10 protein-coding genes are annotated in these 13,539 nt (G+C 70.8%); 3 read left to right on the plus strand and 7 right to left on the minus strand.

Features of this window, described 5'->3' with window-relative positions:
• The first annotated feature begins 13 nt into the window (after positions 1-13).
• Positions 14-931 carry an EamA family transporter RarD gene (gene rarD, locus ABZU91_RS07935; protein ID WP_355235617.1) on the plus strand — a complete coding sequence of 306 codons (918 nt, stop codon included), beginning with the start codon at positions 14-16 and terminating at the stop codon, positions 929-931.
• 179 nt (positions 932-1,110) lie between these two features.
• Here rarD and ABZU91_RS07940 read toward each other — a convergent pair whose 3' ends face one another.
• Both ABZU91_RS07940 and ABZU91_RS07945 read right to left on the minus strand, forming a co-directional pair.
• Positions 1,111-1,833 (minus strand): zf-HC2 domain-containing protein, encoded by a 723-nt coding sequence (locus tag ABZU91_RS07940; RefSeq protein WP_355235620.1) that lies wholly within the window; start codon positions 1,831-1,833, stop codon positions 1,111-1,113.
• The gene (locus ABZU91_RS07945; protein ID WP_355235781.1) at positions 1,830-2,345 is read right to left on the minus strand and encodes a sigma-70 family RNA polymerase sigma factor; all 516 of its coding nucleotides are present in this window, start codon (positions 2,343-2,345) and stop codon (positions 1,830-1,832) included. The genes ABZU91_RS07940 and ABZU91_RS07945 overlap by 4 nt, the downstream gene beginning before the upstream one ends.
• 215 nt (positions 2,346-2,560) lie before the next feature.
• Here ABZU91_RS07945 and ABZU91_RS07950 point away from each other — a divergent pair, with 215 nt between their 5' ends.
• Positions 2,561-4,687 carry a PhoX family phosphatase gene (locus ABZU91_RS07950; RefSeq protein WP_355235622.1) on the plus strand — a complete coding sequence of 709 codons (2,127 nt, stop codon included), beginning with the start codon at positions 2,561-2,563 and terminating at the stop codon, positions 4,685-4,687.
• Between the two features lie 111 nt (positions 4,688-4,798).
• On the opposite strand, the gene ABZU91_RS07955 is transcribed toward ABZU91_RS07950, so the two are convergent.
• The gene (locus ABZU91_RS07955) at positions 4,799-5,581 is read right to left on the minus strand and encodes an IclR family transcriptional regulator C-terminal domain-containing protein (RefSeq protein WP_355235625.1); all 783 of its coding nucleotides are present in this window, start codon (positions 5,579-5,581) and stop codon (positions 4,799-4,801) included.
• A 154-nt stretch (positions 5,582-5,735) separates the two neighbouring features.
• Here ABZU91_RS07955 and ABZU91_RS07960 point away from each other — a divergent pair, with 154 nt between their 5' ends.
• On the plus strand, positions 5,736-6,920 hold the full coding sequence (locus tag ABZU91_RS07960; protein ID WP_355235627.1) for an MFS transporter: 1,185 nt from the start codon (positions 5,736-5,738) through the stop codon (positions 6,918-6,920).
• Positions 6,921-7,166: 246 nt separating this feature from the next.
• Here ABZU91_RS07960 and ABZU91_RS07965 read toward each other — a convergent pair whose 3' ends face one another.
• From ABZU91_RS07965 to nuoL, 4 genes are all read right to left on the minus strand, one after another.
• Positions 7,167-8,252, minus strand: coding sequence for a polyprenyl synthetase family protein (locus ABZU91_RS07965; protein WP_355235630.1), 1,086 nt, complete (start codon positions 8,250-8,252; stop codon positions 7,167-7,169).
• A gap of 90 nt (positions 8,253-8,342) precedes the next feature.
• Positions 8,343-9,896: an NADH-quinone oxidoreductase subunit NuoN gene (nuoN, locus tag ABZU91_RS07970; protein WP_355235633.1), complete on the minus strand. Its 1,554-nt coding sequence runs from the start codon at positions 9,894-9,896 to the stop codon at positions 8,343-8,345.
• Between the two features lie 115 nt (positions 9,897-10,011).
• A complete protein-coding gene (locus ABZU91_RS07975; protein WP_355235636.1) occupies positions 10,012-11,547 on the minus strand; it encodes an NADH-quinone oxidoreductase subunit M in 1,536 nt (511 codons plus the stop codon).
• Positions 11,548-11,611: 64 nt separating this feature from the next.
• The gene (gene nuoL, locus ABZU91_RS07980) at positions 11,612-13,537 is read right to left on the minus strand and encodes an NADH-quinone oxidoreductase subunit L (RefSeq protein WP_355235639.1); all 1,926 of its coding nucleotides are present in this window, start codon (positions 13,535-13,537) and stop codon (positions 11,612-11,614) included.
• Positions 13,538-13,539 lie beyond the last annotated feature (2 nt).

Genomic DNA, 13,539 nt, shown 5'->3' on the forward strand with positions numbered 1-13,539 from the left:
TTACGGTGGAGTCGTGACGCCACTCCGCCTGGGCTACCTCTACGGCATCGGCGCGTACCTGCTCTGGGGTTTCTTTCCGCTCTACTTCAAGCTGCTGCGACCCACCGGCCCGCTGGAGATCCTGGCCCACCGGATCGTCTGGTCGGTGCTCTTCGTGGCCCTGCTGCTCGGCGCGCTGCGCAACATCGGCTTCCTACGGGCGCTGCTGCGCCGGCGCGGGGCGGTCGCCGGGATCGTCGCCGCAGCCGCGCTCATCGCCGTCAACTGGGGCACCTACATCTACGGGGTCAGCTCCGACCGGGTGGTCGAGACCGCGCTGGGCTACTTCATCAACCCCCTGGTCGTGGTGCTGCTCGGGGTGACGGTGCTGCGAGAGCGACTGCGGACCGCGCAGTGGGTGGCCCTGGGCATCGGCGCTGCCGCCGTCGCGGTGCTCGCCGTCGACTATGGCCGGCTGCCCTGGCTGGCCCTGACCTTGGCGTTCAGCTTCGCCGGCTACGGCCTGATCAAGAAGCGGCTCGGGTTGCCCGCCGCCGAAGGGCTCTTCGTCGAGTCGGCGGTGCTGGCACTGCCCGCGCTGGGCTACCTCGCCTGGTTGTCCCGGAACGGCGGGCTGACCTTCGGCCACGTCTCGGCCGGACACACCGCACTGCTGGTGCTGGCCGGCGTGGCCACCGCGATCCCGCTCCTACTCTTCGCCGGGGCCGCCAACCGACTGCCGCTGACCGGCCTCGGCATGATCCAGTACCTGGCGCCGATCCTCCAGCTCGCCTGCGGCGTACTGATCTTCCACGAGCCCATGCCACCGGCCCGGATCGCCGGCTTCGCGCTGGTCTGGCTGGCCCTGGTCGTCTTCACCGCCGACGCCATCCGCCAGGCCCGCCGGCCCCGCAGCACTTCCCGCCTCCCCACACCAGTCCCAACCCCCTAGACCCACCCGCGCACTCCAGCGCCCTCGCCCTACCCCAGCCCAACCCAGCCCAGCCCAGCCCGGCCCGGCGATCTTGCAGTTTCTGTCGCCGGTTTGTCGGCATGTACCCCGGTATGACGCAACAGAAAGTGCAAGATCGCGCGGAAGGGGGGCGCGCGGGGCGGGGCGGGGGACAGGGGTTAGGGGACCGCGTAGGTGAGCAGGGGGGTGCCGTCGGCTCGTTGGAGTTCCACGCTGACCAGTTCCGCGTCGGTGAAGCGGGTGACGCCGGTGAACACCAGGTCGTCGCCGGGCGCGGCGAGCCACGAGCCAATCTGCTCGCTGGTGCCGTTCGGGCCCCGCGCCACCAGGCGGAACGGGTACGCCTTGCCGTAGCTCGTGCGTGCGTCGTACCCGCAGTGCATGGTCACCTCGGTGCCCCACTTGCTGCCGGTCAACCCGATCTCGGCGTGCACCGGACCGGCGAGTGCCACCGGCCGCATGGTGACCATCGAGATCTGCGGGGCGGGCCGGGGCGTGCCCTGCGCGCCCGAGGTGCCCGGTGGGGCGGCCGGCCGGGGCAGCAGCGCTGCCGTGCCGACGCCGACCACCAGGGCCAGCGCTGCGGCGACCAGCGTCGTCAGGGCGTACCGCCGACGGGACGTGGCGCGCTCGCGGCGCCGGCGCGCCCGGGCCTCCTCGATCAGCGCGGGCGCCCGGGGCGGGGACGGTGGTGGCAGGAACTGTTCCAGACCGGCCGGGTCGAGGCGGCCGAGCAGTCCCGGCAGGACGGCGATCTCGGCGACGGCGTCCCGGCAGGAGGCGCAGCCGGTGAGGTGCCGCTCGTAGGCCGCCCGTTCGGCGGGGGCCAGGGCGCCCAGGACGTACGCGCCGTCGTCGTGCGCGAACTCGCACCGGGTCATCCCGTCACCCCCATCTCGGCCAGGACCAACCGTAGTGAGCGCAGCGCGTAGTGGGTGCGTGACTTGACGGTGCCCGGTGGCACGCCCAACCGCGACGCCGCCTCCGCGACCGACCGCCCCTGGTAGAAGCACTCCACCAGCACCTCACGATGGGTCGGGCTGAGCCGGTTCAACGCCTCGGCGACGGTCCACGCCTCCACGGCGCGCTCGGCCTCGTCGACGACGTCGGGCGGCTCGGGAATCTCGTCCGTGAACACCTCGCCGACCCGGGTCGAGCGTCGCCGCCAGGCGTCGATGGCCAGGTTGCGGGCGGTGGTGAAGAGCCAGGCCCGCACGGAGCCGCGTCGCGGGTCGAGGGACTCGGGGTGTCGCCAGGCCCTCAGCAGCGTCTCCTGCACCAGGTCCTCGGCCCGCTGCCGGTCACCGTTGACGAGCCGCAGGGCGTGGGCGTACAGCGCCTCCGCGTGCTCGTCGTGCAGCGCCCGCAGCAGTTGGGCGTCATGGTCGCTGATGGCGGTCTCCTCACTCCCGGCGCGTGTCCGGCGGTGCGTCCGCTCGGGAATACGTGCGGTTACGTCGAACGGTTCAGCCCGAGGTCAGACCGCTGGTGGTCGTGCAGGTGTTCACGACTGGTTCACACTGCGGCCGACGACCGCTCACCGCGTCCTCCTAGCGTCCGGCTGGTACGCCGCCTGTCGTGCCACCGACTTATCTGGAGGCCTCTGAAATGAGCGACCGTCCCCGGCTGCTCCCTCTGTTGACCGGCAACCGCCACGGCACCCGTGACGCCATGACCTGCCTGTACCGCTGCGGCAACGCCTGTGACCACCCGGTACCGAACACGTCCGACAACGCGTACTTCGGTGACGTGGTGGACGCGGAGGTCTCCCGGCGCGGCGTGGTCCGGGCCGGCGCGGTCGGTGCCCTGGTGCTCGGCTTCGGTGGCGCGGCGGCTGGCGCGCTGGCCGGCGCGGCGCCCGCCGTCGCGGCCCCCACCACCCCGGACGTGCCGGAGAGTTTCGGCTTCGGCCGTCCCACCACGGGAGTCGGCAGCGGCGCGTTGACCTTCAAGCCGATCCCGCCGAACAAGCTGGACACCCTGGTCGTCCCGAACGGCTACGACCACGCCGTGGTGATCAAGTGGGGTGACCCGGTGCTGCCGGGTGCGCCGGCGTTCGACCTGCACCACCAGAGCGCCGCCGCGCAGTCGAAGCAGTTCGGCTACAACAACGACTTCGTGGGCGTGCTGCCGCTGGACAAGCAGGGCAGGCGGGCGCTGCTCGTGGTCAACCACGAGTACACCAACGAGGACCTCATGTTCCCGGGCTTCCCCGGCCTGGACGGGCTCTCCGTGGAGCAGCTGCGCACCGCCATGGCCGCGCACGGCATGTCCGTGGTGGAGTTGGAGCGGGTCGGTGGCACCGGCCAGTGGAAGCCCGTGGGCACCGGACGTCGCCCGTACAACCGGCGGGTCACCGCGCTGAGCACCAAGTTCGACCTGACCGGCCCGGCCGCCGGATCCGCCTGGCTGAAGACCGCCGCCGACCCCAGGGGACGTACGGTCGTCGGCACGCTGAACAACTGCTCCGGTGGCGTCACCCCGTGGGGGACCGTGCTCTCCGGCGAGGAGAACTTCAACCAGTACTTCGTCGGCGCGGACGCGGCACCGGCCGAGCTGAAGGCGAAGCTGGACCGGTACGGCATCAGCACCGCCAGCCGCTATCCCAGCGGCAGCCGCAAGTGGGAACGCGCCGACGAGCGCTTCGACCTGGCCAGGCACCCCAACGAGGCGCACCGGTTCGGGTGGGTCGTCGAGATCGACCCGTTCGACCCGGAGAGCCGGCCGCGTAAGCACACCGCGATGGGCCGCTTCAAGCACGAGGGCGCGAACGTCATCGTCGCCAGGGACGGGCACGTGGTCGCGTACATGGGCGACGACGAGCGGTTCGACTACCTGTACAAGTTCGTCTCGGACAAGAAGTTCCTCAAGGGCAACTCCTGGGCCGCCCGTAAGCACAACCTCACCCTGCTGGAGTCCGGCACGCTCTACGTGGCGAAGCTCGACCAGACCAGCGCGGGCGAGATCGACGGCTCGGGCAACCTTCCCGCCGACGGCGCGTTCAACGGTCGGGGTCGCTGGATCAAGCTGGTCAGCGGCAACCGCTCGTTCGTGGACGGGATGACCGCCGCGGACGTGCTCACGTTCACCCGGCTCGCCGGCGACAAGGTCGGCGCGACCAAGATGGACCGTCCCGAGGACGTCGAGCCGAGCCTGCTCACCGGCAAGGTGTACGTGGCGTTGACCAACAACACCGACCGCGGCAAGGCCGGCAAGGCCGCGGCGGACGAGGCCAACCCGCGCAACGCCAACAAGCACGGGCAGATCCTCGAACTGGTCGAGGACCGCAACGACAACACGGCGGAGACCTTCGCCTGGTCGCTGCCGATCGTCTGCGGCGACCCGACCGACCCGTCGACCTTCTTCTCCGGGTACGACAGGACCAAGGTCTCCCCGATCTCGTGCCCGGACAACGTCGCCTTCGACGCCACCGGCAACCTGTGGATCTCCACCGACGGCAACGCGCTGGGCAGTAACGACGGCCTCTTCGCCACCGCCGTCAAGGGTCCGGAGAAGGGCCACCTCAGGCAGTTCCTGACCGTGCCGCTCGGCGCGGAGACCTGCGGCCCGTTCATCACCGGCGACAACCGCTCGGTGTTCGTCGCGGTGCAGCACCCGGGTGAGATCACCGGGGCCTCGGTGGAGAACCCGGCCTCGAACTGGCCGGACGGCGACTACGCCAAGCCGGGCGTGGTGGTCACCTGGCGACTCGACGGCGGCCCGGTGGGCAGCTGACGTTGCCCCCGCCGCCGGCAGGCCGCTGACGTTGCCCTGGCGGTTCGGCGCTGGACCGCCTCCAGAGGCCCTCTCCCAGCCCGGGAGAGGGCCTCTGGCGCGCCGGGCGGGTCAGTTGTCGGCGGCGATGCCGTCGGCGACCGTACGGGCGACGGTGAGCAGCTTGGCGCGTACGACACGAGCCGAGGTCATCATCTCGCTCGCCGGCAGGGCGCAGGCCAGCACGACCCGACGTTCCATGTCCTTGTCGGGCGCGACGAGCACCGCCGCACAGGCCACGCCCTGGCGGAACTGTCCCAACTCCAACTGCATCCCCCGGCGGTCGCCGGCGGCCAGGTCGGCCTCGAACGCCTCGGTGGTGGTCAGCGTGGAACTGGTGAACGGCCGCATGCCGTACTCGCGCAGATAGCGGAAACGCTGCTCGGTGGTCAGGGTGGCGAGCAGGGACTTGCCGAGAGCCGTCGCGTGCGCGCCCTCGTCGAAGCCGGGCACGAGGTCTTCCAGATAGGGCGACCGGTTCCCCTCGGCCACCGCCGTGATGGCGACCTGCCCGCCGACGAAGCGGCCCAGGAAATGGCTGTAGCCGGTGTCCACGGAGGCCCGTCGCAACGTCTCACCGACCACCGGCGGCCCCCGGAAAGCGGTCACCAACTCGCGGTAACGGTCGGCCACCTCAAGGCCCACGATGTACGTGCCGTCCTCGCGACGGATCACGTAACCCTCGTACGCGAGTGTGCGGACGAGGTGGTAGGTGGTGGCCACGGTCAGCTCACACCGTCGGGCGATCTGCTTGACGGTCAGGCCCTTGGGGGCGCGACCGACCGACTCGAGCACCCGCAGTGCTCGGGACACGCTGCGGATCAGGTCCGAGGGTTCTGCCAAGGGGTCGCGCACAACCACCTCCGCCGCCGGGGACTTACACCATATGAAAAACAGGCCGAGTGCGAAATGCCTGTTCGGGTCGAGGATGCCAGATCACCATCCACTCCTCGTACACCAGCGGTCACCAGGAGTTGCCCGAGAGTGACTCGCGTAGGTTTGCCGCACGATGACCGACACCGCCCTCATCCCCGCCCCCGACCGCGCCGGTGCCCGCCCGATCCGGGCCAGCGCCGGTGCCGTCGCCACCACCGTGGCCTGCGTCCTGCCCGTCTTCCTGCTCGGCGGCCTCGCCGTCCAGATGGGGACGGACCTCGGCTTCTCCCCCGCCGGGCTGGGCCTGGCCGTCTCCGTCTACTTCGGCGTGAGCGCGCTGGCCTCGGTGCCGTCGGGTCGGCTCGTCGAGCGGTTCGGGCCGGCCGTCGTGGCCCGTACCGGCATCGTGCTGGCCTCCGGGTCGATGCTGGCCGTGGCAACCCTCGCCCGCTCGTACCCGGTGCTGCTCGCCCTGCTGGCACTCAGCGCCGCCGCGAACGCCCTCGGCCAACTGGCCAGCAACGCCGCGCTGGCCGAGCACGTGCCGCCGCGCAGGCAGGGGCTGTCGTTCGGCGTCAAGCAGGCGGCGATCCCGATCTCCACCCTGCTGGCCGGCGCGGCGGTGCCCACCATCGCGCTCACCGCCGGGTGGCGCTGGGCGTTCGTGGTCGCGGCCGTGGCGGCGCTGACAACGCTGCCGGCCGTACCCCGGCAGGTGCCCGGTCGCACGCGTCGGGCCGACACGACCCGCGCGGGCCGGGCCACGACGGCCCTGGTGGTGGTCGGCGCGGCGGCGACATTGGCGGCGGGCGCGGCCAACGCGCTGGGCACCTTCCTGGTGGACTCGGCCGCCGCCCGAGGTCTCTCACCGGGTCTCGCGGGCCTCACTTTGACCCTGGGCAGCGCGGTCTGCGTCGCCGCCCGGGTGGGGGCCGGCGGTCTCGCCGACCGGCGCGCCAACGGTCACGTCGCGCTCATCGCGGCGATGCTGGTGATCGGGGCGGTCGGGCTGGGCCTGCTCGCGGTGACCGGCCCGGTGCCGCTGGTGGCGGGCGTGGTGCTCGGGTTCGGTCTGGGCTGGGCATGGCCCGGCCTCATGAACTTCGCGGTGGTCCGGCTGCACCCGCAGGCCCCGGCCGCCGCCACGTCGATCACGCAGACCGGGGTGTACGCGGGCGGCTGCCTCGGCCCGCTGAGCCTCGGCCCGCTCGCCGCCCACCTCGGCTATCCGGCGATGTGGGCCACGGCGTCAGTGGCGATGCTGCTGGCCGCAGCCCTGATGCTGGCCGGCAGCCGCCTCCTGCAAACCCACCCCTGACCCCGGCCCCGCACCTCGGCCCCGGCCGACCCCGGCCCCGGCCGCGCCTGACCCCGGCCCCGACCCCGACCCCGACCCGGTGATCATGAAGTTATTGCTCGATCACACGGCGTGTCGAGGCAACAACTTCATGATCAACGCCGCTGGGGGGGCCGGCGCCGCCGGGGGGCCGGCGCCGCTGGGGGCCGGCGCCGCTGGGGGCCGGCGCCGCTGGGGGCGCGCTGGAGGGGGGTGGTGCTGGTGGGGTCAGCTTGTGCGGTCGGCGATGTAGTCGCAGAGCGACTCCAGGGCCTGGCGTGACGGGCTTGCCGGGAGCGGGGCCAGGCAGGCGCGGGCGTCCTCGGCGTAGCTGCGCACGGTCTCCCGGGCACGCTTGAGCGCCGGGCTCTCCCGCAGCAGCCCCAGGGCCTCGGCGTGCAGCGCGTCGTCGGTCAACGGACCCGTCGCCAGGATCTCCCGCAGCCGCACCGAGGAGGCGTCGGAGTCGTCAGCCGCCCGGGCGTAGAGCACCGGCAGCGTCGGGACGCCCTCGCGCAGGTCCGTGCCGGGCGTCTTGCCCGACTGCACCGACTCGGACGCGATGTCCAGCAGGTCGTCGGAGAGCTGGAAGGCGACGCCGATCGTCTCGCCGTAGCCGGCGAGGGCCTCGACGTACTCCGCCGGGGCGCCGGCGAACATGCCGCCGAAACGGGCCGACGTGGCGATCAGGGAACCGGTCTTCTCGGCGATCACGTTCAGGTAGTGGGCGACCGGGTCGTCATCGGCACGCGGCCCCACCGTCTCGGCGATCTGACCGTGGACCAGCCGGGCGAAGGTGCGCGCCTGCAACCGCACGGCCTCCGGGCCCAGGTCGGCCGCGATGTCGGCGGCGCGGGCGAAGAGGTAGTCGCCGACCAGGATGGCGACCGAGTTGGTCCAGCGCGAGTTGGCGCTCGGCGCGCCTCGCCGCACGGCGGCCTCGTCCATCACGTCGTCGTGGTAGAGCGTGGCCAGGTGCGTGAGCTCCATCACCACGGCGGCCGGTACCACCTGCGCGCCCGTGGGATCACCGAACTGGGCGCCGAGCGCCACCAGCAGCGGCCGGAACCGCTTGCCGCCGGCGTCGAGGAGGTGCCGGGCCGCCTCGGAGACGAACGGGTCGGCGCTGGCCACACTGGCACCCAGCTCGACCTCGACCGCTTCCAGCAGGCCCAGCACGGATGCCTCGACGCGAGGATCGGCGAGATGAAGGCCGAGCGCGCCGAACTGACTCATGCTCGCCCGGCCCCGGCGACCGCCGGAACCGGTGGCACCTGAACGCTCGCCAGCCGGAATCACCACACCATCAACCATGCCACACCCGTTCTACCTGCTCCGGGTCGGGGATACGCAGCGAGGGCCGGCACGCCGTCGCGCGCCGACCCCCGATGGTCGAGCCATGTGTCACCGCACGAATTCGGCGGCTCCGTTGGCCAGGTCGAGCAGCGGCGCCGGGGCGACACCCAGCGCCAGGGTGGCCAGCACGCCGATCATCAGCGCGGCGGAGGTGAGCCCACCCGGCACGGTGACGGTCGGCGTGGACTCGCCCGGCTCGGACAGCCACATCATCACCACGACCCGCAGGTACGGGAAGGCCAGCACCATGCTGGTCAGCACACCCGCGATGACGAGCCAGGCCTGACCACCCTCCAGCGCCGGCCCGAAGACCGCGAACTTGCTGGTGAACCCGCTGGTCAGCGGGATACCGGCGAACGCCAGCAGGATGAACGTGAACAGCCCGGCGTAGAACGGCGAACGGCGACCCAGCCCGGCCCAGCGGGACAGGTGGGTGGCCTCACCGTCGGCGTCGCGCACCAGGGTCACCACGGCGAACGCGGCCAGCACCGAGAAGCCGTACGCGACGAGGTAGAACATCGTGCCCGACAGCCCGTCCTTGCTCGGGGCCAGCACGCCGACCAGCAGGTAGCCGGCGTTCGCGATCGACGAGTACGCCAGGAGCCGCTTGATGTCGGTCTGGGTGACCGCGAGCACCGCGCCGACCAGCATCGTCAGCACCGCCACCGCGCCCAGCACCGGCGTGAAGTCCCAGCCGCCACCCTCGAACGCGACGTGGAAGACCCGCAGCAACGCGCCGAACGCGGCGACCTTGGTGCAGGCGGCCATGAAACCGGTGATCGGGGTCGGCGCGCCCTGGTAGACGTCCGGCGTCCACACGTGGAACGGGGCCGCCGCGGCCTTGAAGAGCAGACCGATGGCGAGCAGCGCCATGCCGGCGAAGAGCAGGACCGGGCTGGCCGGCGACTCGCTCACCGCCGCGTTGACCGTGGCGAAGTCGACCCCGGCCGAACGGCCCGGAACGCCGGCGGTGAACCCGTAGATCAGGGCAACCCCGAACAGGAAGAACGCCGAGGCGTACGCGCCGAGCAGGAAGTACTTCATCGCCGCCTCCTGGCTCAGCAGACGCCGGCGGCGAGCCAGCGCGCAGAGCAGGTACAGCGGCAGGGAGAAGACCTCCAGCGCGATGAACATGGTCAGCAGGTCGTTCGCCGCCACGAAGATCAGCATGCCGCCGATGGCGAACGTGACGAGCGGGTACACCTCGGTGAGCCCGTTGCGTCCCTCGGCCTGCTTCCGGTCGTCGGCCGACTCCGCGGTCACGGCGGCCTGGGCGACGAACGCACCGCCCCGTTCGACGGTGCGATCGCCGATCAGGAGCAGCGCCATGGCGGCCAGCACCAGGATCGCACCCTGGAGGAACAGCGTCGGTCCGTCCACGGCGATGGCCTGACCGGCCGTGATGAGCCGGTCGTCGGCGTTGAACACGACCATGGTCAGCGCGGCGAGCACGGCCAGCAGGGACAGCGTCAGCTGCACCAGGTGCCGCGAACGCCGGGGAACGAATGCCTCGACCAGCACACCGAGCAACGCGGTGCCCAGCATGATCATGATCGGGGCGAGCGCCGCGTAGTCGAGCGACGGCAGTTTCAACTCGGTCACTGTGCCGACCTTTCATTCGCGACTGCGGGGCTCCGCTGCGCTGCACTCCTCGCGCTCACCGATGCCGACCTTTCGTTCGCGACTGCGGGGCTCCGCTGCGCTGCACTCCTCGCGCTCACCGGCCTGCCTCCTGGACGGTGCCGCCCACGGACGGCGGGGGGTCGGACCTGCCGATGTCGTCCATGGTCGCCTGGACAGCCGGGTTGATCACGTCAGTGACCGGCTTGGGATAGAAGCCGAGCAGCACGATCAACGCGATCAGCGGGGCGACCACGACCTTCTCGCGCAGGTTGAGGTCCCTGCGCATTCCGTCGACCTCGGTCAGCGTCGGGTTGAGCGTGCCCTGCGTGGTGCGCTGCACCATCCATAGGACGTACGCGGCGGCCAGGATGATGCCGAGCGTGGCGATGACCGCCACCGGCTTGTTGACCGTGAAGGTGCCGATCAACACCAGGAACTCGGAGATGAACGGCGCGGTCCCGGGCAGCGCGAGCGAGGCGAGACCGGCGAAGAACAGCACCCCGGCGAGCACCGGGACCAGCTTGCCGGCCCCACCGAAGTCACTGATCAACGCCGAGCCGCGCCGGGCTACCAGCATGCCCACCACGAGGAAGAGCAGGCCGGTGGCCAGACCGTGGTTGAGCATGTAGAGCACCGCGCCGGTGCCGGCCTGGGTGGTGAACGCGAAGATGCCCACCCCGATGAAGCCGAAGTGCGCGATCGAGGTGTACGACACCAGCCGCTTGAGATCGTTCTGACCGACCGCCAGCAGCGCCGCGTAGATGATGCCGATCACGCCGAGCGCCAGCGCCCAGGGCGCGAACCACTTCGACGCCTCGGGGAACAGCGGCAGGCAGTAGCGCAGGATGCCGAACGTGCCGACCTTGTCGAGCACGCCGACCAGCAGGGCCGCAGCGCCCGCCGGGGCGGCGCCACCGGCGTCGGGCAGCCAGGTGTGGAACGGGAAGAACGGGGCCTTGATGGCGAACGCGAGGAAGAAGCCGAGGAACAGCCACCGCTCGGTTCCGGTGCTGATGTCCACCTGCGACAGCGCCTGCCAGTCGAAGGTCTTGCCGCCGACCACCCAGAGGCCGATCACCGCGGCCAGCATGAACAGGCCGCCGACCAGCGAGTAGAGGAAGAACTTCACCGCCGCGTACTGCCGCTGGTGGCCGCCGTAGCTACCGATCAGGAAGTACATCGGCACCAGCATGACCTCGAAGAACACGTAGAACAGGAAGACGTCGGCGGCGGCGAAGACGCCGATCATCGTGCTCTCGAGGATCAGCAGCAGCGCGAAGTAGACCGGGATGGACCGCTTGGAGGACTCCGCGTCGTGCCAGGACGCGAGGATCACCAGCGGCACCAGGACCGCGATCAGCATGAGCATCACCAGCGCGATGCCGTCGGCCGCGAAGGTGAAGCTGACGCCCCAGTTCGGAATCCAGGTGTACGACTCCCGGAACTGGAACCGGTCACCGCCGGCGTTGAAGCTGACCCACATCACCACCGAGAGCACCAGCACCAGCAGCGACCAGGCGAACGCCACCTGCTTGGCCAGCTCCGGGTTGCGGCGCGGCAGGAAGGCCACCACCAGAGCGCCCACCAGTGGCGCCACGGTGAGCACCGAGAGGAACGGGAAGTTGGACATTATGCGGCCTTACCTCCGTCGTGGATGCGTGGTCCGCCGGCGGGGGCGGGCGCATTGAGGTCGATCACGCCAACCACCCCGCCTGCACCGCGAGGAACGCCGCCATCACCAGCAGCGCGCCGGCCAGGATCGAGGTGGCGTACGAGCGGACGAAGCCGGTCTGCATCCGCCGGAGTCGACCCGAACCACCGCCGACGGCGGCGGCGAGCCCGTTGACCAGCCCGTCGATGCCCCGGTTGTCGAGGAAGACCAGCGCCCGGGTGAGGAAGATGCCCGGCTTCTCGAAGACCGCCTCGTTGACGGCGTCGGTGTAGAGGTTGCGACGGGCGGCGGTGACCAGGATCCCGGCCGGCTGCGGCGCGGTGGCCGTACCGGCCCGGAACAGGAACCAGGCCAGCCCGGCACCGAGCACGGTGACCAGCAGGGACAGCGTGGTGATCACGAGGTGCGAGAGGACCGGCTCGTGCTCCGCGTGCTCGCCGCCCAGACCGGCGGTGGACGTCAGCCAGTCCGGCACGGAGGTGGAGAGCAGGAAGCCGGCGCCGACCGAGCCGATCGCCAGCAGGATCAGCGGGATGGTCATCAGCTTCGGCGACTCGTGCGGGTGCTCGATGTCCTCGGTCCACCGCTTCGGGCCGTGGAAGGTGAGCACGAACAGCCGCGTCATGTAGAACGCGGTCAGGCCCGCACCGAGCAGTGCGGCACCGCCGTAGAGCCAGGCGGTCCAGTCCTCCCGCTCGAAGGCGGCCACGATGATCGGCTCCTTGGAGAAGAAGCCGGAGAACGGGAACATGCCGATGATGGCCAGCCAGCCCATCATGAACGTCAACCAGGTGACCTTCATGTACGACGACAGCCCACCGAAGCGGCGGATGTCCACCTGGTTCTTCATGCCGTGCATCACCGAGCCGGCGCCCAGGAACATGTTGGCCTTGAAGAAGCCGTGCGCCAGAAGGTGCACGATGGCCAGCGCGTACGCCCCACCGCCGAGGCCGACGCCGAGGAACATGTAGCCGATCTGGCTCACCGTCGACCAGGCGAGCACCCGCTTGATGTCGTCCTTCGCCGCGCCGATGATGCAGCCCATCAGCAGGGTGAGCGCACCGACGCTGACCACCACGAGCTGGAGCGTCGAGTTCGCGGAGAAGATCGGGTTGGACCGGGCGATGAGGTAGACACCGGCGGTGACCATGGTGGCGGCGTGGATGAGCGCCGACACCGGGGTGGGGCCCTCCATCGCGTCGGGCAGCCACGCCTGCAGCGGGAACTGGCCGGACTTGCCGGCCGCGCCGAGCAGCAGCAGAAGGCCGAGGACCAGCACCGTGGTGCCGGTCAACGAGCCGACGCCGTTGAAGACCTCGTCGTACTGGGTGGTGCCGAGGGTCGCGAACATGATGAAGATGCCGATGGCGAGGCCGGTGTCACCGACCCGGTTCATCAGGAACGCCTTCTTGCCGGCCGTGGCGGCGCTCGGCCGCCCGTACCAGAAGGAGATCAGCAGGTACGACGCCAGACCGACGCCCTCCCAGCCGAAGTACAGCATCACGTAGTTGTTGCCGAGCACCAGCAGCAGCATGGCCGCGACGAACAGGTTGAAGTACGCGAAGAAGCGGCGGCGGCCCGAGTCGTGCGCCATGTACTCGACGGCGTACAGGTGGATCAGGAAGCCGACGCCGGTGATCAGGAGCACGAAGACGGCGGCCAGCGGGTCGAACAGCAGACCGAAGTCGACCCGCAGGTCACCGACGGCGATGAAGTCCCACAGGCTCAGCTCGACGGACTTGTTCTCCAGACCCCGCAGCTGGAAGAAGGACGCCAGCCCGAGCACGAACGCGGCACCGATGGCCGCAACGCCCAGCCAGTGCCCCCAGCGGTCGGCCCGCCGGCCGAGCAGCAGCAGGACGGCCGCGCTGACCAGCGGGATCGCCACCAGCAGCCAGACGCTGCCGAGCAAGCCCGTGGCCTCTGCGTACTGCACAGTCTCTTCCACTA

The organism is Micromonospora sp. NPDC005174 (assembly GCF_040608495.1).
GTDB lineage: Bacteria > Actinomycetota > Actinomycetes > Mycobacteriales > Micromonosporaceae > Micromonospora.

Coding starts and splice junctions, on each gene's coding strand:
- ABZU91_RS07940 (WP_355235620.1), bottom strand. CDS start 1,833: ATGACCCGGTGCGAGTTCGCGCACGACGACGGCGCGTACGTCCTGGGC.
- ABZU91_RS07950 (WP_355235622.1), top strand. CDS start 2,561: ATGAGCGACCGTCCCCGGCTGCTCCCTCTGTTGACCGGCAACCGCCAC.
- ABZU91_RS07960 (WP_355235627.1), top strand. CDS start 5,736: ATGACCGACACCGCCCTCATCCCCGCCCCCGACCGCGCCGGTGCCCGC.
- ABZU91_RS07965 (WP_355235630.1), bottom strand. CDS start 8,252: ATGGTTGATGGTGTGGTGATTCCGGCTGGCGAGCGTTCAGGTGCCACC.
- ABZU91_RS07975 (WP_355235636.1), bottom strand. CDS start 11,547: ATGTCCAACTTCCCGTTCCTCTCGGTGCTCACCGTGGCGCCACTGGTG.